The 22,526-nt window shown below is 69.0% G+C and carries 21 protein-coding genes; 8 read left to right on the top strand and 13 right to left on the bottom strand.

Annotated features, from left to right (window positions below):
- Positions 1 to 11 precede the first annotated feature (11 nt).
- From KBW95_RS03370 to KBW95_RS03325, 10 genes are all read right to left on the bottom strand, one after another.
- Positions 12 to 572, bottom strand: coding sequence for a cytochrome C oxidase subunit II (locus tag KBW95_RS03370; protein ID WP_211523726.1), 561 nt, complete (start codon positions 570 to 572; stop codon positions 12 to 14).
- A 1-nt stretch (position 573) separates the two neighbouring features.
- Positions 574 to 747 (bottom strand): hypothetical protein, encoded by a 174-nt coding sequence (locus tag KBW95_RS03365; protein ID WP_211523727.1) that lies wholly within the window; start codon positions 745 to 747, stop codon positions 574 to 576.
- Between the two features lie 18 nt (positions 748 to 765).
- Positions 766 to 2,064 (bottom strand): c-type cytochrome, encoded by a 1,299-nt coding sequence (locus KBW95_RS03360; protein ID WP_211523728.1) that lies wholly within the window; start codon positions 2,062 to 2,064, stop codon positions 766 to 768.
- The gene (locus KBW95_RS03355; protein ID WP_229429513.1) at positions 2,061 to 2,738 is read right to left on the bottom strand and encodes a c-type cytochrome; all 678 of its coding nucleotides are present in this window, start codon (positions 2,736 to 2,738) and stop codon (positions 2,061 to 2,063) included. Before KBW95_RS03355 ends, KBW95_RS03360 begins: the two co-directional genes overlap by 4 nt.
- Positions 2,739 to 2,922: 184 nt before the next feature.
- On the bottom strand, positions 2,923 to 3,387 hold the full coding sequence (locus KBW95_RS03350; protein WP_211523729.1) for a chemotaxis protein CheW: 465 nt from the start codon (positions 3,385 to 3,387) through the stop codon (positions 2,923 to 2,925).
- On the bottom strand, positions 3,384 to 4,682 hold the full coding sequence (locus KBW95_RS03345; protein WP_211523730.1) for a permease: 1,299 nt from the start codon (positions 4,680 to 4,682) through the stop codon (positions 3,384 to 3,386). Before KBW95_RS03345 ends, KBW95_RS03350 begins: the two co-directional genes overlap by 4 nt.
- Positions 4,667 to 4,915, bottom strand: a complete 249-nt coding sequence (locus KBW95_RS03340; RefSeq protein WP_211523731.1) for a DUF2249 domain-containing protein — start codon at positions 4,913 to 4,915, stop codon at positions 4,667 to 4,669. Before KBW95_RS03340 ends, KBW95_RS03345 begins: the two co-directional genes overlap by 16 nt.
- A gap of 9 nt (positions 4,916 to 4,924) precedes the next feature.
- Positions 4,925 to 5,353, bottom strand: coding sequence for an Rrf2 family transcriptional regulator (locus KBW95_RS03335; protein WP_211523732.1), 429 nt, complete (start codon positions 5,351 to 5,353; stop codon positions 4,925 to 4,927).
- A gap of 10 nt (positions 5,354 to 5,363) precedes the next feature.
- On the bottom strand, positions 5,364 to 5,627 hold the full coding sequence (locus KBW95_RS03330; protein ID WP_211523733.1) for a DUF2249 domain-containing protein: 264 nt from the start codon (positions 5,625 to 5,627) through the stop codon (positions 5,364 to 5,366).
- Positions 5,628 to 5,695: 68 nt separating this feature from the next.
- Positions 5,696 to 7,963 (bottom strand): nitric-oxide reductase large subunit, encoded by a 2,268-nt coding sequence (locus KBW95_RS03325; RefSeq protein WP_211527476.1) that lies wholly within the window; start codon positions 7,961 to 7,963, stop codon positions 5,696 to 5,698.
- A gap of 224 nt (positions 7,964 to 8,187) precedes the next feature.
- Here KBW95_RS03325 and hemN point away from each other — a divergent pair, with 224 nt between their 5' ends.
- Complete coding sequence (gene hemN, locus KBW95_RS03320) at positions 8,188 to 9,603, top strand: oxygen-independent coproporphyrinogen III oxidase (RefSeq protein WP_211527475.1); 1,416 nt, start codon at positions 8,188 to 8,190, stop codon at positions 9,601 to 9,603.
- A gap of 10 nt (positions 9,604 to 9,613) precedes the next feature.
- Here hemN and KBW95_RS03315 read toward each other — a convergent pair whose 3' ends face one another.
- On the bottom strand, positions 9,614 to 10,810 hold the full coding sequence (locus tag KBW95_RS03315; RefSeq protein ID WP_211523736.1) for an NnrS family protein: 1,197 nt from the start codon (positions 10,808 to 10,810) through the stop codon (positions 9,614 to 9,616).
- A 28-nt stretch (positions 10,811 to 10,838) separates the two neighbouring features.
- Positions 10,839 to 11,516: a Crp/Fnr family transcriptional regulator gene (locus tag KBW95_RS03310; RefSeq protein WP_211523737.1), complete on the bottom strand. Its 678-nt coding sequence runs from the start codon at positions 11,514 to 11,516 to the stop codon at positions 10,839 to 10,841.
- Between the two features lie 208 nt (positions 11,517 to 11,724).
- Here KBW95_RS03310 and moaA point away from each other — a divergent pair, with 208 nt between their 5' ends.
- Genes moaA through KBW95_RS03290 form a run of 4 tightly spaced genes read left to right on the top strand, consistent with a single transcriptional unit; the run spans position 11,725 to position 16,023 of the window.
- Positions 11,725 to 12,699, top strand: a complete 975-nt coding sequence (gene moaA, locus KBW95_RS03305; RefSeq protein ID WP_211523738.1) for a GTP 3',8-cyclase MoaA — start codon at positions 11,725 to 11,727, stop codon at positions 12,697 to 12,699.
- 1 nt (position 12,700) lies between these two features.
- Positions 12,701 to 13,360: a carbonic anhydrase gene (locus KBW95_RS03300; RefSeq protein WP_211527474.1), complete on the top strand. Its 660-nt coding sequence runs from the start codon at positions 12,701 to 12,703 to the stop codon at positions 13,358 to 13,360.
- Between the two features lie 25 nt (positions 13,361 to 13,385).
- Positions 13,386 to 15,323 carry a type IV pili methyl-accepting chemotaxis transducer N-terminal domain-containing protein gene (locus tag KBW95_RS03295; protein WP_211527473.1) on the top strand — a complete coding sequence of 646 codons (1,938 nt, stop codon included), beginning with the start codon at positions 13,386 to 13,388 and terminating at the stop codon, positions 15,321 to 15,323.
- Between the two features lie 22 nt (positions 15,324 to 15,345).
- Positions 15,346 to 16,023 (top strand): response regulator transcription factor, encoded by a 678-nt coding sequence (locus KBW95_RS03290; RefSeq protein ID WP_211520672.1) that lies wholly within the window; start codon positions 15,346 to 15,348, stop codon positions 16,021 to 16,023.
- Here the strand turns inward: KBW95_RS03290 and KBW95_RS03285 are convergent.
- Positions 16,011 to 18,332: a response regulator gene (locus KBW95_RS03285; RefSeq protein WP_211527472.1), complete on the bottom strand. Its 2,322-nt coding sequence runs from the start codon at positions 18,330 to 18,332 to the stop codon at positions 16,011 to 16,013. The two genes, KBW95_RS03290 and KBW95_RS03285, sit on opposite strands and share 13 nt — an antisense overlap.
- Before the next feature lie 171 nt (positions 18,333 to 18,503).
- Here KBW95_RS03285 and glp point away from each other — a divergent pair, with 171 nt between their 5' ends.
- The 3 genes from glp (at position 18,504) to KBW95_RS03270 (ending at position 22,525) form a co-directional block, all read left to right on the top strand.
- The gene (gene glp, locus KBW95_RS03280) at positions 18,504 to 19,697 is read left to right on the top strand and encodes a gephyrin-like molybdotransferase Glp (RefSeq protein WP_211527471.1); all 1,194 of its coding nucleotides are present in this window, start codon (positions 18,504 to 18,506) and stop codon (positions 19,695 to 19,697) included.
- Positions 19,698 to 19,858: 161 nt separating this feature from the next.
- Positions 19,859 to 21,115 (top strand): nitrate/nitrite transporter, encoded by a 1,257-nt coding sequence (locus tag KBW95_RS03275; RefSeq protein ID WP_211523743.1) that lies wholly within the window; start codon positions 19,859 to 19,861, stop codon positions 21,113 to 21,115.
- A 33-nt stretch (positions 21,116 to 21,148) separates the two neighbouring features.
- A complete protein-coding gene (locus KBW95_RS03270) occupies positions 21,149 to 22,525 on the top strand; it encodes a NarK family nitrate/nitrite MFS transporter (protein ID WP_211523744.1) in 1,377 nt (458 codons plus the stop codon).
- Position 22,526: the final 1 nt, after the last annotated feature.

Here is a 22,526-nt window from a genome sequence, read left to right as displayed (position 1 = left end):
GGCGCCTGGTGTCATTGTCCAACACAGCTCAGCCTCCTTCCGTTCGCGGCCAGGCGCATGAATTCGGCCTTCTCGACGATCTTCACCTTCGCCCACATGGCGGCGTGGCCCACCCCGCAGTATTCGTGACAGGGCATGACGTGCTCGCCGGTCTGTTCGAACTTCGTGCGGAAATTGGAGATATAGCCGGGCAGGAGCATGACGTTGACGTTGCTCTTGCTGATCGAGAAGCCGTGCACCACGTCGGCCGCCGTGCCGCGGATGTGGACCGGCGTGTCCTTCGGCACCAGCAGGCAGGAGGGGGTGAACGAATACTGGTTGGCCAGCACGCGCACCATGACCGTGCCGTCGGGCTCGACGCTGGAGCCCAGGTTGCTCTCGATGAATTCGCCCGAGATGTGCAGGGTGCCGGGATCGATGGTCTCGGTGCGCACCGGCGGCATGGCGGCCCAGTGCAGGCTCATGTAGGCCATCATCCCGACCAGGAACAGGACGATGGCGCCGACCAGGATGGCCCAGCGCGACTCGGCGCCATGGGCGACCGCCGCGCCGGGCGAGGCGTCGTGGGCCATCTCAGTCCCCTCCCCGCGCCAGGTAGACCAGCACATAGAAGGCCACCCACATCGCCATCACGATGGCGACCGCCAGGCCGGCCACTGCAAAGGCGCCGCGCGGCCCCTGTGCGACCACGGCGTCGACGCGCTGCTGGTCGAAGCTGGCGTCGCTTTCCCTCGGTTCCAGGATCATGGACTCTCCTCGATGGACTCATTCAACCGTTGCCGAGCGCAGCTCGTTGACTTCACGTTCGCTCACCGGCGCGCCGCGGTTGCCCCAGGCAGTGCGGATATAGGTGACGACGGCGGCGATCTCCCCGTCCGACAGTGAATGGAAGAACGGCGGCATTCCGTAGGGCATCGGATTACGGCGGGTGCCCGGCGGATAGCCGCCGTTGAGCACCATGCGGATCGGGTTGACGGCCGAGGTCATCGTGATCGACTGGTTGGCGGCCAGCGGCGGATAGTGGGGCAGCTTTCCGCGACCCTGGGCCCCGTGGCAGCTGGCGCACTGGGCGTCGTAGACGCGCTTGCCCTGCGTGAACTGCTGGGTGAGGTTGGCGCGCGCCGGGGCGTTCGCCGGGTCGCTCTGCATCGGCTGGTCGGCCGGCAGGCTCTTGAGGTAGACCGCCATGGCGCGCACGTCTTCCGTCGTCATGAACTGCAGGCTGTTGAAGGTCACCTCGGCCATCGGGCCGTAGACGGTGCCGCGGTTCGACACGCCTTTCTGCAGCAGGTCGATGATGTCCTGGATCTCCCAGGTGCCCAGCCCTGCCTCCTTGTTCGAGGTGAGCGAGGGCGCATACCAGTTCTGCATCGGGATCAGGCCTCCCTGGAAGGCGCGTTCCTGCGAGGAGCCGCCCAGCGCATTGATCGGGGTATGGCACATCGAGCAGTGGCCCAGCCCCTGCACCAGGTAGGCGCCGCGGTTCCACTCGGCCGACTTGGTCTTGTCGGGGACGTATTCGCCCTCCTGGAAGTACAGCGTGCGCCAGCCGATCAGCAGCGCCCGGTTATTGTAGGGAAAGCGCAGGTCATGCTGGCGAGAGGCCAGGCGCACCGGCGGCACAGAGCGCAGGTAGGCAAAGATGGCGTCGCTGTCGGCGCGGGTGACCTTGGTGTAGCTCGCGAAGGGCATGGCCGGATACAGCAGCTCGCCGTTGCGCGAGCGGCCGGTGCGCATCATCTTGAAGAAATCGTCGGCGGTCCACTTGCCGATCCCGGTCTGCGGGTCGGGCGTGATGTTGGGGGCATAGAGCGTGCCGAAGGGCGTGGGCATCGGCCGGTTGCCCGAGAAGATCTTGCCGCCAGGGACAGTGTGACAGGCGATGCAGTCCCCCGCTTGGGCAAGATACTTGCCGCGTTCGACCAGCGCCTGCTGTGCACTGCCTGCCGGCCGCGCGGCCGGCCGCGCCGTTTGCTGCGCCGGTGCGGGCGCCTGCATGGCCGCCAGCAGGAGCGCGGGCGCCAGCCACCGGGCCGTCCGTGCAGAGAATCGGATCGGGTTCATTTCGGCGCTCCTCCCTGGCTCGCGTGCTGGCTCCCGCAGCGCAGCGGCAGCGCGGCCGGGGCCGTCTTCGCAGGACGGGCATTGGTGACCGGGCGCGAGGCAAGGTAGGCCGCAACGGCAGCCACCTCCGGCTCGCTGAGCGTGGACGAGATCACCTGCATGCAATCTGGGGCAAGCGCGGTGCGCACCCCGTAGCGCCAGGCGCCGAGCTGGGCGCTGACATAGTCGGCGCGCAGTCCGAGCAGGCCAGGAATGCCCGGTTCGCGGCCGGCCAGGTCGGCGCCGTGGCAGGCGACGCAGGCCGGCAGGCGCTTGCCCGGCACACCCTGGGTCACGATGCGCTCGCCATCGCGCAGAAGTTGCGGCGAGGCGTTGACGGGAGGCTGGGCCAGCGGCGGCGGGTTCTGGGCGGCGAAGTGTTCCGCCATCTTGTACAGGTAGCTGTCGGGCAAATAGGCCAGCAGGTAGTTCATTGGCACGTACTTGCGGCGGCCGTCGCGGAAGGCCACCAGCTGATTGTACAGGTAGCCGGTCGGCTTGCCGGCGAGGCGGGGAAAATAGACGTTGTCGACGCCCCGCCCGGCGGCGCCATGGCAGCCGATGCAGGCCGCAACCCGCGCCTCCATCGTGTCTGGAATACGCTCGCCGGCCGGGCCGGCCTGGGGCTGGGCCATGGCAGGTAAGGCAATCACCAAACTGATGACGAGAATCGGGCGCCAATCCATGTGGAGACTCCAGACAGTTTCTACATATGGGCAAGGTTGTTCGAAAAGTACCATCGGTACGGCAGACCTGACGCACGGTTCGTTGACGTGCTAGCCGTGCTGGCTGGGCCAGCATCGTTCCGCCCATGCTGCTTCACCTGGGTTTCAGGAGATGCTTTTCGATCGCTGGCCCGAGCAGACGCTCCACGTCGACCAGGTAAATGTCGGCCCCAGCCCGGGAGATGCGGCCGGTCAGATAGGGAAACCGGCAGGCCAGCGCATCGGACGGGGGCGCGATTTCCGCGCACTCGACGTCGAGCCCACCCTCGATCCGGTCGACCACGAGGGCAAACTTCCTGCGATAGACCATGGCGACCAGGGCCGGCGCCCCCGCCATGGGGCATTGCCGAGACTCGGGCCTGCGGTAGTCGACCAGCGGAATCAGGCTTCCCTCGTGCAACATGACGTAACCGGGTTCGTGACGAGTAACGGCGTGCATGGCTGAAATTCCGATCACGCCGCTGATATGGACGGTTTCTGCCGCCAGGTCGGCGCCCAGGGCCGCAAACCTGAGGCAGCGGACCGGCGTATACACGCGCGAGGCTTGCGGAACGGTCACAGCGCGTGCCCCTGTACCACGGTCCCTGACTGCCGCCTGCGCAGCGACAGATACTGTCCGGCCGCGCCGCCGAGGTCCCGGATCAGCAGCAGCATGGCCAGGGCCTGGAACAGTCCGGCGGGCCGCGCCAGCACGGCGGGTGCAAACGGCGCCGCGGCCAGCAGTCCAAGCGCCACCACATGCCAGCGCCACTGCCTCAGCGCACGTTCTCCATCGAGGATGTTCTTCAGCGCCGGCACCCGTTCCCGCGGCAGCGACGCGTCGGATTGCAGGTGATACCAGACCAGGAAAGGCACGATCTTGTACAGCATGCCGTTCACGGCCGACATCCCGAAGCCGGCGATCACGAGGATGCCGATCAGGAGCGGGCGCTGGTCGGCGCCGAGCGGCAGGAAATGGACCAGCGCCGCCAGCGCGAGGCTGCCCATCGCCAGGACCCAGTAATACGTGCCCACGTCCGCCGGCCGCTTGCGCTTGCGGAAGAACAGGAGCGTGGCGCCGGCATAGCGCAGCAGCAGCAGGGCCACGCCGGCCTCCGCCGCCAGGCGCAGCGCGCCCACGCCCGCCAGGGCCGCGGCGCTCCACCCTGCCACCAGCGCCACCAGCGCGGCGGGCAGCCAGGATTCGAGCGAACGCGGATAGGCCGGGGTCCCCTGGAACATCGGGATGACCTGGAAGGACACCGTCGCCGTCAGCGCGACCACCCATCCGACCAGGCCCCAGGAGGCATGGATGTCGGTCAGCAGCGGGGCGTCGAGCGGCCCCATGCCGCTCAGGTACAGGGCCAGGGAAGCGCCCAGGCCGATGGTGACGGCCAGCCCCGCCGAGGCCAGGCGCACGCCGCGCACCAGCGGCCTGGCGACCGGGGCGATCTTGTGCGAGATCGCGGTGCCGACCGCGGCCAGGACCACGAAGCCGGCCAGGCCAAGCACCCCTGCCGCCGCCTGGTAGGCAGCGGGCCCCAGGCCCAGGCCCAGCGCGCCGGCCAGCAGCAGCGTGCCCAGTGCCAGCGCGCCCCAGGACAAGGCGGCCACCGGGCGCGCCAGCGGGATGCCGACGCCGGCGACCGTCGGCAGCAGCTGGAACAGCGCCCCGACGATGGTCATGGTCAGGAAACCCAGGGTCAGCAGGTGCGTCATCGCCAGGGTGACGGGCGTCCAGCGCGAGGCGAGCGCCGTTTCGCCCTGCCAGGCCAGCAGCAGGGCCGCCGCCAGGGCGAAGCATGGCGCCGCCAGCAGGAAGGGAAGCGGCACCTGGATCGGCGGCATCGCCGTATAGGTCAGGGATCGTTGCATGGGATTTTCTGGATCAGGAGGTCGAACCGGTGGTCGGCCCGGACGCTCGTCCGGTAGCCGTAGCCATGGCGGTCGAGGATCTTGTACAGCGGGTGCGGCTCGCGGTCGATCAGCACCTGGAGACGCTGCTGCGGCGCCATGGCCGCCAGCGCTTCCAGTATTTGCTCCATCGGCTCGGGCGGCAGCAGGCCGGAGACGTCGAGCGGGATCGTCGCGGTCGAATGGGTGCTCATGATGATTCCTCAGATCGGGGCCGGGTCAAGGTCCTGGCAGGGAGACAGCAGGTCGGCCAGGGTCACGCGGTCGAGTTCGTGCAGGTAGGCGGCGGTGGCGCGCGCCAGCGATGCGCGCAGGCGGCAGTCGGCGTCGAAAGGACATTCCCTCGCCTCGCCGGCGAAGCATTTGACCATATGAAAATTGGGCTCCGTGCGCCGGACCACCTCCCCCATGCGCAGCAGTCGCGGGTCCCGCGCCAGGCGCATGCCGCCGCTGCGGCCGCGCAGCGTGTCGATCAGGCCGCAGGCGCCGAGCTCGTTGACGACCTTGGCCAGGTGGTTGCGCGAGATGCCGTAGCGGCGCGCGATCTCGTCGACCGTCACGATGCGGTCGCGGTGCTGGCCCAGATACAGCAGCAGGCGCAAGGCATGGTCGGTGAATTCCGTCAGGCGCACGGCCGGCTCCTCATGCGCGCACCACGAAGTCGATCACCACGTCGCCCGGCGAGCGGCGGTGGTAGACGACGTTCAGGCGTTCGCCGAAGTGTTCGCCCAGCTCCGCCAGCAGCGGCAGCGGATCGTGGTCGTTACAAAAGCGCATGGTTTCGCCGGGGAGCAGCGCGCGCAGGGCGCCGAAGATCGCGGCATGGCGGAAGCGGCGTGCGATGCCGCGCGCGTCGAACACCCAGGTACGGTTGGAGACGTTCGGTTCAGAGCAATTGTGCGACATGGGAAACTCCTTTCGATGATTTCGATAATCCGGCCGCGGCGCGGCCGGGGTAAGACATCAGGCGGACATCAGGCCCGCACCGGCAGCGCTTCCGCCACCGGCCTGCGCCCGCCGCGCATCAGGCGCAGCACGAACAGCGCCAGGAACACGGTGCCCACGGCGAACACCACGTCGCCCGGGACCCGCAGCCACACCATGTTCTCCATGAAGGGCGAGTGGATCACCTGCGCCGAGCGGGCGTACCACATGCCCTTGCTGATGCTGGCGACCGCCTGGTAGATGCCGGCCGGGACCAGCGACAGGAACACCATCATGGCCAGGCCGATGTTCAGCAGCCAGAACATGGGCCGCAGCAGCGCGTCCGACCAGGCGGCGCGCGCGCTCAGCCCGCGCAGGCAGAACAGCATCAGGCCGATGCCCAGCATGCCGTAGACGCCGAACAGGGCGGCATGACCGTGGGCGGCCGTCATGTTCAGGCCTTGCATGTAGTACAGCGCGATCGGGGTATTGATGGCGAAGCCGAGCAGGCCGGCGCCGACGGTGTTCCAGAAGCCGACCGCGATGAAGCACAGGATCGCCCACTTGTAGTTGCGGACCCAGGCGGCGGCCTGGGTGCGCTGGTAGTTGCGCCAGGCCTCGAGGCCGATCAGCGACAGCGGCACCACTTCCAGCGCCGAGAACATCGAACCGATCGCGATCACCGAGGTCGGGGTGCCGGTAAAGTACAGGTGATGCAGGGTGCCGAGGATGCCCCCGAACAGGAACACGATGGTCTCGAGCACGATGGCGCTGTTGGCCGAGGCCGCGCGGATCAGGCCCAGGCGGGTGAACAGCAGCGCGATCACGGCGGTGGCGAAGACCTCGAAGAAGCCCTCCACCCACAGGTGCACCAGCCACCAGCGCCAGTATTCGACCATCGAGTAATGGGTCCCGCGGCCCCAGGTCAGCGAGGTGGCGTAGAAGCCGCCGATGCACAAGGCAGCCAGGAAGACCATGGCGATCAGGCCGCGGCTCTCGGACGGCTTGCGCAGGGCCGGCCACAGGCCGCGCCCGAGCAGGAAGGCCCAGAACAGCAGGCCGGCGAACAGCAGCACTTGCCACACCCGGCCCATGCTGGTGAATTCCAGGCCCTGGTTGCCGATCCAGAAGGAGAATTCGCTGCCGGCGCCGCGCAAGGTGCCGAGCCAGCCGGTGGCGGTGGAGCCGGCCACGATGAACAGCAGCGCGTAGAACAGCACGTCGACGCCCAGTTTCTGGTACTTCGGCTCATGGCCGGAAATGGCCGGCGCGATGTACAGGCCGGTGGCCAGCCAGGCGGTGGCGATCCACAGCACCGCGAACTGGGTGTGGATGGTGCGGCTCACGGTAAAGGGAAGCACGTCGCCCAGCGGAATGCCGAAGAAGCTGTTGCCCTCCACCGCATAGTGTGCCGTGATGACGCCCATGCCCACCTGGGCCAGGATCAGGCCGACCACCACGAAGAAGTACTTGCGGGTAGCGCGCATCGAGGGCGTGGCCTTCAGGTCGATCAGGGGATCGCTCTTCGGCGCCGGCGGATCTTCCTCGTCCTTGTGCATGCCATGGAAGAAGACCATGGCGGCGATGGCGCCGATCATCAGGATCACGCTCGCGATCGACCAGATGCCGGCGCCGGCGGTCGGGGTGTTCCCGGCCAGCGGCTCGTGCGGCCAGTTGCTGGTGTAGCTCAGGCCCGTCTCGCCCGGGCGGTCGGCGGCCGCGGCCCAGGCCGACCAGAAGAAGAAGCCGGTGAGCGCGGCGCGGTCCTGTTCCGCCGCCAGCGAGTTGGGGCGCATCGCGTACTGCTCGCGCAGGCCGTCCAGGCCGGCCTCGTCGCCGAACAGGCCGGCGTAGTGGCGCGCCACTTCGCGCACGGCCTCGGCGCGCACGGCGGACAGGGAGAGCGTGCCGCTGGCCGCGTCATAGGTATTGCGGCGCAGCTCGGCGCGCACCAGCGCGTCGACATGGCCCTGGCGCGCCGCATCCAGGCGCGCGTAGCCGGCGCCGAATTCGCGCCGCGCCAGCGCATCCTGCAGCGCCTCGGCTTCGCGGTGCAGCCAGTCGGCCGACCAGTCCGGGGCGACATAGCTGCCGTGGCCCCAGACGGTGCCGAGCTGCTGGCCGCCGGCCGCCAGCCAGGCCTGCTGGCCCTGCTGGATCTGGCCGGCAGAATACAGGACGCCTCCCTGCGGATCGGTGACGGTGACCGGTATCGGCGGCGCCTGCAAGTAGATTTCCCTGCCGACCCAGCCGAGTACGGAGAAGGAAATCACGCAGATGACGGCGAGCCATGTCCATAGTTTTCTTGTGGCTTGCATGACTATTCCTTGTGAGTGATGAACGAAAGCGGTGTGCTACCGGCGCTCATCCTAGGGTTCCGCCCAAAATGATGCAAACAAATTGCATGTATTGGATATGCCAGATCAAGAAATCGCGACCTGCTCCCGCCGGCGCCGCTTTTTGCGCCTCCATCCCGTTGTGCCGGCGCCGGGCCCGGCATAAGCTGGCATGCGCATCCACATTGTTCAGCGAGTGACACGCCATGACTTCCTCCCCCGTTTTCGTTGATAGCCCTGCCCCCGATCTGCTGGCCCGCATGAGCCGTCCCGGCCCGCGCTATACCTCCTATCCGACCGCCGACCGCTTCGGCCCGGTCTTCGGCGTCGCCGACTACCGCGCGGCGGTGGCGGCGCGGCGCGCCGCGGACCCAAGGCGGCCGCTGTCGCTGTACGTGCACATCCCGTTCTGCCAGTCGCTGTGCTACTACTGCGCCTGCAACAAGATCATTACCAGCGAGCGCGACAAGGCCGCCGTCTATCTCGGCTACCTGCTGCGCGAGATCGACATGCAGGCCGCCCTGTTCGACGGCATGAACCGGGTCGCGCAGCTGCATTTCGGCGGCGGCACTCCGACCTACCTGTCCGGCGAGCAGATGGGCGTCCTCACCAGTCACCTGCGCCGGGCCTTCGAGTTCGCCGGCGACGCCGAAGGCGAATACGGGATCGAGATCGATCCGCGCACGGTCGACGCCGCGCGCATCCACGAGCTGCGCGCCCAGGGCTTCAACCGCCTCAGCCTGGGGGTGCAGGACTTCGATCCGGACGTGCAGCGCGCCGTCAACCGCATCCAGCCGGCGGCGCTGACCCTGGACGCGATCGCGGCCGCGCGCGCGGCGGGCTACCGCTCCATCAGCATCGACCTGATCTACGGCTTGCCTAAGCAGAGCCCGGCATCGATGCGGCGCACCCTGGACCAGGTGGTGCAGGCCGGTCCCGACCGCATCTCGGTTTACCACTACGCCCACCTGCCCGAGCTGTTCAAGTCGCAGCGCCTGATCCGCGAGGAAGACATGCCCTCGGCCCAGACCCGGCTCGAACTGCTGGCGCTGTGCATCGCCCACCTGACCGGCAACGGCTACGTCTACATCGGCATGGACCATTTCGCCCGGCCGGACGACGAGCTGGCCCTGGCCCAGCGCCAGGGCCGGCTGCAGCGCAACTTCCAGGGCTATTCCACCCATGCCGGCGCCGACATGCTGTCCTGCGGCGTCTCGGCCATCAGCGCCGTCGGCGCGGCCTACAGCCAGAACGAGAAGTCGCTGGGACGCTACTACGCGCGGCTCGACCAGGGCGAGCTGCCGGTCGCGCGCGGCCTGAACCTCGGCACGGACGACCTGCTGCGGCGCGACCTGATCCAGCGCCTGATGTGCGACTTCAGCCTCGACGTCGAGGCCTTCGAGCGGCGCCATGGCATCGAGTTCGGCGCCTGCTTCGCGCGCGAAGCAGCGCAGCTCGCGGCCCTGGAGGCCGATGGCCTGCTGGCGCGCACGCCCGGCCGCCTTGACGTCACTCCCAGCGGGCGCTTCCTGGTCCGGAATATCTGCATGGTGTTCGACCGCTACCTGGGCAGCGCCGGCGCCCAGCCGCTGCTGCGCATGCCCTACTCGCGCACCGCCTGAACGGCGCCGCTCAGCCTTCGCGGCCATCGACGCGCGCCCGCAGCAGGTAAGGCCCGTAGGTGATGCAGTACAGCGCGAAGGCCAGGCTCCAGCAGATGCTCGCCGCCACCAGGCCGGCCCGGTACAGGCTGCCAGCACTCAGGGCCGCGGCCAGGCGCGCCAGCACGCCCGCCTGCAGCAGCAGGTACATGGCGGTCTCCGCCCGGCCGGCTTTCAGCATGCGCCCGGTATGCCCGAGCGCGGTGCGGGTGATCATGCCGATGATCAGGCCGCCCATCGCCCCCACGGTCAGCAGGTGCACGGCGGCGCTTTGCGGCGCGAGGCCCACGCAGGCCAGGGCCAGCATCAGGAAACCGAGCGGGATCCAGGCGTAGGAAACATGCAGGATCCACAGCAGCGGCGTACCCAGGGTCGCCAGCGGTTTCCAACCCGCCATGCGCAGCCCCTGGACCACCGCGGTCCCCGCGGCCAGCACGGCCAGCGGCAAGGACAGCGGCATCAGGGCCCAGGCCAGGCCGGTCGCCACGGTGAGCGCCAGGCTGAGCTTCTCCAGCCGGGGCGAGGTGGCCGTGCGCACGCCGCGCAACGCATTGGCGGTGAAGCTGGGGATAACGCGGCCGCCGAGTACGGATTCGATCACGATCACCGCCACGATGGCGGCGTACAGCGGCTGCACGGGCGAGACCGGCAGCCATCCCAGCACGGCGGCATGGAAGACGGCGTTGGCGGCCGCCAGCACTGCCAGCAGCGCCACCATCACCAGGTTGCGGGTATTGCCGGCGCGCCGGATCACCCGGTACAGCGGCCAGGCGGCCAGCGGCAGGAAGATCACGTCGAGCGCGGCCGCCGCCGCCGGCTGAAGGACCGCCATGCCCACGCGGCCGGCCAGCCACAGGGCCGCCAGCGCCGCCAGGTGGCCGCCGCGCGGCGTCCACAGGCCGGTCCAGTTGCGCCCGGCCGTGAACAGGAAGCCGACCACGATGGCGATCACGAAGCCGAACAGCATTTCGTGCATGTGCCAGGCCAGGGTCAGCTGCGGCGCGCCGGACCAGCCCAGCCAGGACGCGGTCCAGGCGGGCACCGCGACGCCGGCGAAGGCGGCGCCCAGCAGGTAGAAGGGTCGGAAGCCGAGGGCGAACAAAGGCTGCCCTTGCAGGCCCCCCGGGCGTGCCGGGGCGGCGGGATCGTCGATGCGTAGCAGTGTCATGGCAGGTTCCTGTGGTGAGAGGCGCCGCTCAGCCCTCGTAGGCGCGCAGGCGCTCGAGGTCGAGGATGGTGATGCTGCGGCCGGCGATGCCGACCAGGCCGCGGCCGGCCATGTCGTGCAGCACCCGCGAAAAGTATTCGGGCGTGATATTCAGGCGCGAGGCGACCATCTTCTTGCTTGCCGAAAGCGTCACCTCGCCGCCCTGGCGCGGATCGTCCTTGAGCAGGTAGCCCACCACGCGCTGGCTGCCCGAGCGCAGGGTATAAGACTCGACGTCGGAAATCAGGCCGTGCAGGCGCCGGCTCATCCCGGCCAGCATGCGGCGTGCGAAGCCCGGGTCGCGCTCGATCCCGGACAGGATCGCCTCCTTCCCGATGTGCAGCAGCATGCAGTCGGCCAGGGCCTCGGCCTGGACGATGTAGTCGCGCTCCATGAACATCAGCGCCTCGCCAAAGCTCTGCCCGGGGCCGATCAGCTCGACCACCTTCTCGTCGCCCTGGGAGGAAACGAAGCACAGCTTGACGCTGCCGTAGATCACGGTATGGAAGCCGTTGCAGGGGTCGCCCCGCTTGAAGATCACCCGCCCGCGCGGCAGGTGCAGCTCGGTGGTCGCCGCGGCCACCATGTCCATGTCCGCGGGAGCCAGGTCCGCGAACAGCGGCAGGCGCTTGAGGAACTGGCGGGGATCGATGCGGGTTCTGAGCATGGCGAGGGTCGGCTGGTGGAGGGCGGGAACGGCGCCGCAAGACGCCTTCCCGATGTCGTCATTACAAGCCAAATCTCATGAAAATCAAATACTTCCGAGAGAGGTTCGGCATAGTTCTTAATGACTAGGGCCGTTTAGTCCGTCATGCCGACTCTCCGCGGCGGCGCGAATCCCTACAATGGAAACCTGACGACCAAAGGAGGCCCGCATGCTGCGCGACCGTTTCGGACGATCCATCGACTACTTGCGGCTGTCGGTGACGGATCGTTGCGATCTCCGATGCACCTATTGCATCCCCACCGGCTTTCGCGGCTTCGAGGAGCCGGAACACTGGCTCAGCTTCGACGAGATGGAGCGCCTGGTGGCCGCGTTCGCACGCCTCGGGACGCGGCGCGTGCGCCTGACCGGGGGCGAGCCGCTGCTGCGCCGCGACGTCGCCGTCCTCGCCGGCCGCCTGGCCGCCCTGCCCGGCATCGAGGACTTGTCGATGTCGACCAACGCCACCCGCCTGGAGCGCCACGCCGGCGCCCTGCGCCTGGCGGGAGTACGCCGCATCAACGTCAGCCTCGACAGCCTCGACCGCGCATGCATGGAAAAGATCACCGGCCGCGACAGCCTGGCGCGCATCATGGACGGACTGATGGCCGGCAAGGCCGCCGGCTTCGAGCCGATCAAGATCAACATGGTGGCGATGCGCGGGGTGAACGACGGCGAGATCGAGGCCATGGCCGAATTCTGCATCGAGCACGGTTTCATGCTGCGCCTGATCGAGGTGATGCCGATGGGCGCCACCGGCCGCAATGCGGCCTACCTCGACCTGCAGGAAGTGCAGACCCGGCTGCGCGAGCGCTTCGGCCTGGTGCCGCAGGCGGCGGAACTGGGCGGCGGTCCGGCGCGCTACCTGGCCACTCCCGACGGCAGGTCCAGCATCGGCTTCATCACGCCGCTGTCCCAGCATTTCTGCGCCACCTGCAACCGGGTGCGCCTGTCGGTCGACGGCACGCTCTACCTGTGTCTGGGCCAGGAAGAGAAGTTCGAATTCCGCCCCCTGCTGCGCGGCGGCGCTTCGGACGCCGAGCTGGAGGCGGCGATCCGCGAGGCCATCGAACTCAAGCCCCACAAGCACGAGTTCAACGCCGCTCCCCAAAAAATCATCCGTTTCATGGCCCAGACCGGAGGCTGACGTGCAGGACATCGAAAAATTCATCCGCGGCTTCGCCCGTTTCCAGCAGCAGTACCTGAGCGAGCCGACCGCCCTCGACATCCTGCGCCAGGGCCAGCATCCGCGCACCCTGGTGATCGGCTGCTGCGACTCGCGCGTCGATCCGGCCCTGCTCACCGGCTGCGACCCGGGCGACATGTTCGTGGTACGCAACATCGCAAACCTGGTGCCGCCCTGCACGCCGGACGCGCCACCCGGCGTCAGTTCGGCCATCGAGTTCGCCGTCTGCGGACTGGAGGTGGCGCGCATCATCGTGCTCGGCCACGCCCGCTGCGGCGGCATCCGCGCGCTGATGTCGGCGCAGAGCGTGACCACCGAGACCGATTTCGTGGCGCGCTGGATGCGCATCGCCGAACCGGTGCGGCGCGACGTGCTGCGCGAACTGCAGCACAAGCACCAGGATGCCCAGTGCCGCGCGGCGGAACTGGCCAGCATCCTGCACTCGCTCGACAACCTGATGAGCTACCCCTGGATCGCGCGCCGTGTCGCCGAGGGCAAGCTGGCCCTGCACGGCTGGTACTTCGACCTGGCCGCCGGCACCCTGCTCGCCTACTCGCCGCGCAAGCAGGAATTCCTCAGCATCCTCGAGCCGATTGTTCCGCCCGCGGCGTGCGCCGCCTGATTCCCGTCTTCCGTTCCTGCCACCGATGGTTTCCGCCCTCCTGAACCGCCAGCGCCTGTCGACCAAGATCGTCGGCGCCCTGATCGGCTTTTTGCTGCTCGCCCTGGTCGCCATCGGCGCCACTCTCTGGCTGTCCTGGCAGCTGGAAGGCGCCGCGGCGGCGATCAACGAAACCGGCAGCCTGCGCCGCCACAGCTACCGGCTTGCCCTGCTGCTGGAACGGGCCGAGAGCCAACCTGTATTGAGTCACGCCGCCGAGGCCAGGCGCCAGATCGCCCGGATCGACGCCACCCTCGCCCTGGTCGAACGGGGCGATCCGCAGCGGCCGCTCGGCCTGCCGCCCGCGCCGGCGATCCGCGGCGCCTTCCTCGAACTCGGCCGGCGCTGGAGCGGCGCGACCCGTCCGCTCGCGCTCGCGGCCTTGGACGGCGACAGCGATGCCCGTCGCGCGGCGGTGGCGCGCTTCGGCGGCCATGTCGAGGACTTCGTGGCCGAGATCGACCGCCTGGTCGGGCTGATCGAGCGCGACAACGAATTGCGCACCTTCTGGCTGCGCGCTTCGCAGCTGATGCTGGTGGCGATGGCGATCGGCGGTACCGTGGCCCTGGTCTACCTGATGTTCAGCCTGATCGTCGATCCGGTCATGCGCCTGCGCGAAGGCATGCGCAGCATGGCCGAGTCGGACTTCGGGGTACGGCTGGAGGTCGCGAGCCGCGACGAGTTCGGGCAGCTGGCGGAAGGCTTCAACGAAATGGCGGACCGCCTGCAGCAGCTGTACGGCAGCCTGGAAGACAAGGTGCGCCTCAAGACCGCCAACCTGGAAGACAAGAACCGCGAGCTCGCCCTGCTGTACGACTGCGCCGCCTACCTCCAGCAGCGCCACGAACTGGACACCATGTGCGACGGCTTCCTGCGCCGCATCGCCGCCTACTTCGGCGCCGGGGGCGGCAGCGTGCGCCTGATCGACGCCGGCAAGGGCAATGTCCACCTGGTCGTGCACGAGGGCCTGTCGGCGGGAATGGCGGAGTCCGAACGCTGCATGAAGATCGGCGACTGCCTGTGCGGCGAGGCGGCGGCCAGGAAAGTCTCCGTCGTGCACCGGCTCGACCAGATGCCCGGCGGCGAAGCCCTGCAATGCGCACGTGAAGGTTTCGCCACCGTGTCGGTGTCGCAGATCGTCGCCCAGGACCAGCATCTCGGCCTGCTCAGCCTGCATTTCCGCGAGGGGCGCGTCCTCACGCCGCGCGAACAGGCCCTGCTCGAGACCGTGGCCAAGCTGCTCGGCGTGGCGATCCAGAACATGCGCCTGGCGGCGCGCGAGCGCGAAATGGCCATTTCCGAGGAGCGCAACCTGGTCGCGCGCGGCCTGCACGACAGCATCGCCCAGGGCCTGAACTTCCTCAACCTGCAAGTGCAGATGCTGGACGAATCGCTGCGCGCCGGCAAGACCGGCGAGGCCGCGGCCATCGTTCCCGCCCTGCGCGCCGGGGTTGCGGAAAGCTATGCCGACGTGCGCGAACTGCTGCTCAATTTCCGCAGCCGGCTCGAGGAGGACGATCTCAACGCGGCGCTGCGCAAGACCGCGAACAAGTTCGGCGACCAGACCGGGATCACCACGGCCTTCGCCGTGAACGGCGCCGGCGGGCCGCCGATTCCGCGCGAAGCCCAGCTCCAGATCCTGTTCATCGCGCAGGAGGCGCTGTCGAACATCCGCAAGCACGCGCGCGCCGGGCGGGTAGAGATCGGGGTCGAGGACGGAGAAGACTATTTGCTCTCGATCGGCGATAATGGCGTCGGTTTCGATGCCGATGGCGGCGAAGACCGCGACGATGCCCATGTCGGCCTGCACATCATGCGCGAACGCGCGGGGCGCATCGGCGCCTCCCTCGAGGTGCGGTCGCGGCCCGGCGCCGGCACCACGGTGCGGCTGCGGCTGGGGCAGGCCCAGCGCCGCGCGGCGTGAATTATGCAATCTGGAGACCTGAATGAGTAGTGACCGCGATACCATCAGCGTGCTGCTGATCGACGACCATACCCTGTTCCGCAGCGGGGTGCGCTCGCTCCTGCAGCGCAACGAACGCTTCGCCGTGGTCGGCGAGGCTGCCGACGGCGTCGAGGGCGTCAAGCGCGCGCTGCAGCTGCGGCCGGACGTCATCCTGCTCGACCTGAACATGCCCGGCATGTCCGGGGTCGAGACCCTGCAGCTCCTGCTCCAGGACCGCCCGGACGCCGCGGTACTGATGCTGACCGTGTCGGAAGAAGCGGAAGACCTGGCCGCCGCGCTCCAGGCGGGCGCGCGCGGCTACCTGATCAAGAACATCGACGCCGACTACCTGATCCGGGCGGTGGAGCGCGCCGCCGCCGGAGAATCGGTGCTGGCCGAGTCGATGGCCGGCAAGCTGTTCGCCCACGTCCAGCGCGGCGGCGCCAAGGCGCCGGCGCCGGTGTCGGAACTGGACAAGCTGACCCCCCGCGAACGCGAGATCCTGGCCTGCCTGGCGCGCGGCGAGAGCAACAAGCTGATCGCGCGCGTGCTCGACCTGGCCGAGAGCACGGTCAAGATCCACGTGCAGAACATCCTCAAGAAGCTCGGCCTGACGAGCCGCGTGCAGGCCGCCGTGTTCGCGGTCGAGAACGGTCTGGGCGCCGCTCAGGACAAGTAGGCCCGCAGCGCTTCGCGCGCGCCCTCGAATTCCCTGGCCAGGGCCGCGAGCTCCGCGCGCGCGCCCTCGACGTTGTCGGCCTTCCCCAGCAACTCCAGGTTCAGGCAGGGCACGCGCATGCGCCCCGCCCCGACGCAATCGATGCTGGACAGCAGGTAGTGGGCGGTGGCTGCCAGCAGTGGTCCGTCCGCCGCATCGATCGCCTGCCCGGCCCGCGCCAGCAGAGGCGGCACGCCATCCAGGAAGGCCGCAATGACTTCCTCCAGCACACCATCGTTCCCGCCGGCCGCGCCACGCAGCTCCCGCAGGCGGGCCGGGTCGACCGCCTCCGGTGCGCGGCGGCGCACGGCCACGGCGCCGATGCCGGCCGCCAGCGCCCGGCGCAGTTCCTCCAGCACCACCGGCTTGGGCAGGTAGGCGTCCATGCCCGCTTCCAGGCAGCGTTCGCGGTCCCCGGGGAGCGCATTGGCGGTCATCGCGATGATCCAGGGCGCGCTGGCGCCGCGGAAGCGCCGGCGCAGGCGGCGCGTCGCTTCGATGCCATCCATCTCGGGCATCTGCATGTCCATCAGGATCACGCCATAGTCCTGGCGCTCCATGGCCTCGAGCGCTTCCACGCCGTTGGCCACGATGTCGGCGCGGTGGCCCAGGTGGCGCAGCAGCTGCTTGACGACCTTCTGGTTGACCGTGTTGTCCTCGGCCACCAGGATGTCGATGCCGGCCGCCGGCGCCGGCAGCTCCGGCACGGGGGCCGGACGTGCCCCGCCCATGGCGTGCAGCAGCGCCTCGAACAGCGCCGCCGGCTTGACCGGCTTGTTGAGGGCGGCGGCGAACAGGCCCTCCACGGCGCCGGCGCGGGCGCGCTGTCCTAGGCTGGTCAGGAGCAGGAGCGGCAAGGGTGGCAGGCCCGCACCCTGCCCTTCGGCACGGCGGATCTCGGCGGCCAGCTGCTCGCCGTTCATCTCCGGCATGTGCATGTCGAGGATGGCGGCGTCGAAGGCCTGTCCATGCCTGACCAGGTCGAGCGCCTCGGCCGCCGACGCCGCCGCCACCGCCTCCATGCCCCACAGCAGGGCCTGGCGCACCAGGATGCGGCGGTTGGTGGCATTGTCGTCGACGATCAGCAGGCGCCGCCCCGCCAGTTGCCCCGAGCGGTCCTGCAGCAGGTCCCGGGCCAGCCCGGCCCCGACCGCCTCCGCCTCGAAGGCCAGGGTGAAGCGCGAACCGGCGCCCAGGCGGCTCTCGACCGAGAGGGCGCCGCCCATGATCGCGGCCAGGCGCCGGCTGATCGCCAGTCCCAGGCCGGTGCCCCCGTACTCGCGCGTGGTCGATGGATCGACCTGGGTGAAGGATTCGAAGATGTCGTCCAGGCGGTGCGCGGGGATGCCGATGCCGCTGTCGCGCACCGTGATGCGCAGCGCGTGGCGCTGGCCCTCCAGCGGCGCGGCCGCGACCTCGACCACCACCTCGCCCTGGCGGGTGAATTTCACCGCATTCGACAGCAGGTTGACCAGCACCTGGCGCAGGCGCGCGGCGTCGGCCAGGATCGTGGCGGGCGCCTCCGGCTCAATGACGCAGGCCAGTTCGATGTCCTTGCCGCCCACGGCGGGCGCCAGCAGGTCGAGCGCATCCTCCACGCAGCGGCGCAGGTCGACCGGATGGCGTTCGATGTCGAGCCGGCCCGCTTCCATCTTGGAGTAGTCGAGCAGGTCGTTGATGATCGCCAGCAGGGCTTCGCCGCTGTGGCGGATGGTCTCGGTGTAGTCGCGCTGCTCCTCGTCCAGCCCGGTGTTGAGCAGCAGGCTGGTCATGCCGATCACCGCGTTCAGCGGCGTCCTGATCTCATGGCTCATATTGGCCAGGAACATGCTCTTGGCCTGCATCGCGGCTTCGGCCTTTTCCTTGGCGGCTTCCAGTGCGCGCTCGTAGGCCTGGCGCTCCGAGATGTCCTGCAGGATCGCGGTCATCAGCCAGCCCCTGGCGGTATGCGAGCGCGAGATCGAGGCCTCGGCCGGGAACTCGCTGCCGTCCTTGCGCACCGCGTAGATCGCGCCGCGCTCGCCCATGTTGCGGGCCTGCTGCTCGCCGCTCCGGAATCCCGCCATGTGACGGCCGTGGCCGGCGCGGAAGCGCGGCGGGATCAGGACCGCGAGCTCCTGCCCGATCACTTCCGCCGCGCGCCAGCCGAAGATGCGCTCGGCGCCCTGGTTGAAGAACACGATGCGCTGCGCCTCGTCGGTGCAGACGATGGCGTTGTCGGCGATTTCCAGGATCCCGGCGAGCTGCTCGGGACTGAGGGTGTTCTTCATAACAAGATTACTAGTGGAAACAAGCGTGATCCTACACCTCCTGCCTGGGCCGGTGAAGACCTTGCACGGCCGCCCATCGTCATTTCGGCATATTGCGCAACACTCGGGCGGCTGCCGAGAATGGCGGCAGCGGCGCGGCGAGCGCGCCTTCCCTTTTCTGCGAGCGACACCATGCTGAGCGTACACGAAGCACTCGACCTTCTTCTCTCCAGGGCCACGCCGGTGGCCGGGACCGATACCGTCGGCACCATCGCCGCCTGCGGCCGCGTGCTGGCCGCCACCCAGTACGCGGCGCTCGACCTGCCGCCGGCCGACAACGCGGCGATGGACGGCTACGCCGTGCGCAGCGCCGGCTGCGGGCCGGACGCGGCGCTCCCGGTCAGCCAGCGCATCACCGCCGGCGCCAGGCCGGAACCGCTCGCGCCGGGCAGCGCGGCGCGCATCTTCACCGGCGCCGCGATGCCGCCCGGGGCCGATGCGGTGGTCATGCAGGAACACTGCCGTCCCGGCCCGGACGGCGCGGTGACCCTGCTGCACCTTCCGGCGCCGGGCGAACACCTGCGCCGCGCCGGGGAGGACGTCCGCGCCGGCAGCGTGCTGCTCGAGGCGGGCACCGTCCTGCGCCCGCAGGAACTCGCCTATGCGGCGTCCTGCGGCCTGGACCGGCTGCCGGTGGCGCGCCGCATCCGGGTGGCGATGCTGTTCACGGGGGACGAACTGGCCACGCCAGGCCAGCCGCTGGCGCCGGGACAGATCTATAACGCCAACCGCTACGCCCTCGGCGCCCTGCTCGCCCGGCTCGGCTGCGAGACCAGCGACTACGGCATCGTGCCGGACCGCCTCGACGCCACCCGCGCGGCGCTGCGCGACGCCGCGGCCGGCCACGACCTGATCCTGAGCTCGGGCGGCGCCTCGGTCGGCGAGGAAGACCACGTGCGCGCGGCGGTCGCCGCCGAAGGCAGCGTCGCCATGTGGAAGATCGCCATGAAGCCCGGCAAGCCGCTGGCTTTCGGGTCCGCCGGGGGCGCCCATTTCCTCGGCCTGCCGGGCAACCCGGTGGCCGCCTTCATCGGTTTCCTGATGTTCGCGCGTCCCTTCATCCTGCGCCTGCAGGGTGCGCGCGAGGTGCGGCCGGCGCCGCTGATGCTGCGCGCCGATTTCCAGGTCGACCGTCCCGACCAGCGCCTGGAATTCCTGCGCGCCCGCGTCAACGCCGCTGGCGCGCTCGAACTGCTGCCGCACCAGGGCTCGGCCATCCTCGGCTCCGCTGTCGGCGCCGACGGCCTGGTGCTGCGCGCGCCCGGCCAGTCCATCGCGCGCGGCGACGCCGTCCCCTACCTGCCCTTCTCCTCCCTGCTCGCCTGAAGCTCCTAGCCCTTTCTGACTAGGCGTGCGCGCCGGCCTAGCCCATCCGGCGGGCCGTGCCTAGGCCGATTCCCTTGCTGCGCTTCACCCTCCGGCGAATGGCCGGGCTGAGGCGCGCCCCGTAGGCTTGAGGTATCGCGACCTACGACAAGGAGAATCACATGGGAACCGACAGGAGGCCGTTTTCGGTCCTCGCCAGCAGCACCTTCGCCTTCACGATCTGCTTCGCCATCTGGATGATGTTCGCGGTGCTGGGCATCCCGATCAAGACCCAGCTGGGCCTGAACGAGACCCAGTTCGGCCTGCTGGTCGCCACGCCGGTCCTGACTGGCGCGCTGACCCGGGTGCCGCTCGGGATCTGGACCGACCGCTTCGGCGGACGCATCGTCTTCTTCAGCCTGATGCTGGCCTGCGTACTGCCGATCTGGCTGATCGGCTACGCCACCCAATACTGGCACTTCCTGGTGCTCGGCCTGTTCGTGGGCCTGGCCGGCGGCTCCTTCTCGGTCGGCACACCCTATGTGGCGCGCTGGTACAAGCAGGAGCGCCGCGGCTTCGCCATGGGCGTGTTCGGCGCCGGCAATTCGGGATCGGCCCTGACCAAGTTCGTGGCGCCCGCGATCATCGCGGCCTGGGGCTGGCAAGCCCTGCCCCAGGCCTACGCCGCCCTGATGCTCGGCACCGCCGTGCTGTTCTGGCTGTTTTCCTACTCCAATCCCTCGCACCGCAGCGCCGGCGGCGCCACCTTCAGCCAGCAGCTGGCCGTGCTCAAGGATCCGCGCGTGTGGCGCTACTGCCAGTACTACTCGGTGGTCTTCGGCGGCTACGTCGCGCTGGCCCTGTGGATGACCAAGTACTACGTCGGCGAATACGGCTTCGACCTCAAGCACGCCGCCCTGCTGGCCGCCTGCTTCTCGCTGCCCGGCGGCGTGCTGCGCGCGCTCGGTGGCTGGATCTCGGACAAGTACGGCGCCTACAAGGTCACCTGGTGGGTGATGTGGGTGTGCTGGGTGTGCTTCTTCATCCTCTCGTATCCGCAGACCACGATGAGGGTGCAGACCGTCGACGGCGGCATGGACCTGGCGCTCGGCCTGGGCCCGGTCGCCTTCACCGTCCTGCTGTTCGTGGTCGGCGTGGCCATGGCGGTCGGCAAGGCTTCGGTCTTCAAGTTCATCGCCGACGACTTCAGCGACAACATCGGCGCCGTGTCCGGCGTGGTCGGCCTGGCCGGCGGCCTGGGCGGCTTCATCCTGCCGATCATGTTCGGCGCCGTCGTCGACTTCACCGGCATCCGTTCCAGCTCCTTCATGCTGCTGTACGGCACCGTCTGCGTCTCGCTGATCTGGATGCATTACTCGTTCAAGCCACAAGGCCTCGCCACCCCCGCCGGCGCGGCGCCGCTCAAGCGCGCGGCCTGAGGCGCTTCCCCCTAACCTGACTGGAGAAACAACGTGAGCCGCTATCTCATCTCGACCTGGGAACCCGAGGTTCCCGCCTTCTGGCAAAGCCGGGGCAAGTCCACGGCCAACCGCAACCTGTGGATCTCGATCCCCGCCCTGATGCTGGCCTTCGCGGTCTGGATGGTGTGGAGCGTGGTGGTCGTCAATCTGCCCAACATCGGCTTTACCTACAGTACCAACCAGCTGTTCTGGCTGGCCGCCGTGCCCGGGCTGTCGGGCGCCACCCTGCGCATCTTCTATTCCTTCATGGTGCCGGTGTTCGGCGGCCGCAAATGGACCGCCATCTCCACCGCCTCGCTCCTGATTCCGGCGATCGGGATCGGCTTCGCGGTGCAGGACCCCTCCACCGGCTACCCGACCATGCTCCTGCTTGCCCTGCTGTGCGGCTTCGGCGGCGGCAACTTCGCGTCCTCGATGGCCAATATCAGCTTCTTCTTCCCCAAGTCGCAGAAAGGCTATGCCCTGGGCATGAACGCCGGCCTGGGCAACCTGGGCGTGTCGGCGGTGCAGTTCGTAGTGCCGCTGGTGATCACCGCCGCGGTGTTCGGCGGCGAGCCCCAGGCCTGGATCAAAGGCGAAGAGACGAAGCAGATGTGGCTGCAGAACGCGGGCTTCATCTGGGCGCCCTTCATCGCCCTGACCGCGGTCGCCGCCTGGTTCGGCATGAACGACCTGGCCTCGGCCAAGGCCTCCTTCGCCGAGCAGGCCGTGATCTTCAAGCGCAAGCACAACTGGCTGATGTGCTGGCTGTACGTGGGCACCTTCGGCTCCTTCATCGGCTACTCGGCCGCCTTCCCGCTGCTGACCAAGACCCTGTTCCCGGACGTGAACCCGCTGCAGTACGCCTTCCTCGGCCCGCTGGTCGGCGCCCTGGCGCGCGTGGCCGGCGGCTGGATCTCGGACCGCCTGGGCGGCGCCGTCGTCACCCTGTGGACCTTCGTCGCCATGATCGCCGCGGTGCTGGGCGTGCTGCACTTCCTGCCGGCCGCCGGCACCGCTGGCAGCTTCTGGGGCTTCTTCTGGATGTTCATGGCGCTGTTTGCCTGCACCGGCGTGGGCAATGCCTCGACCTTCCGCATGATCCCGGTGATCTTCCTGACCCTGCACCAGCGCGCCTGCGCCGGCAAGCCGGCCGCGATCCAGGCCCAGGCCGTCGCCAACGCCAACAAGGAAGCGGCCGCGGTGCTGGGCTTCACCTCCGCGGTGGCGGCCTACGGCGCCTTCTTCATCCCGAAGAGCTACGGCACCTCGATCGCCCTCACCGGCGGCCCGGGCGCGGCCCTGTGGTGCTTCATCGGCTTCTACGCCACCTGCATCGCCATCACCTGGTGGTGCTATGCGCGCAAGGGCGCCGAGATGCCCTGCTAGT

The organism is Massilia sp. ZL223 (assembly GCF_018119395.1).
Taxonomy (GTDB): domain Bacteria; phylum Pseudomonadota; class Gammaproteobacteria; order Burkholderiales; family Burkholderiaceae_D; genus Telluria.
Note: the sequence above shows the minus strand (reverse complement) of the source record. Positions and strands in the feature narration are given on the sequence as shown.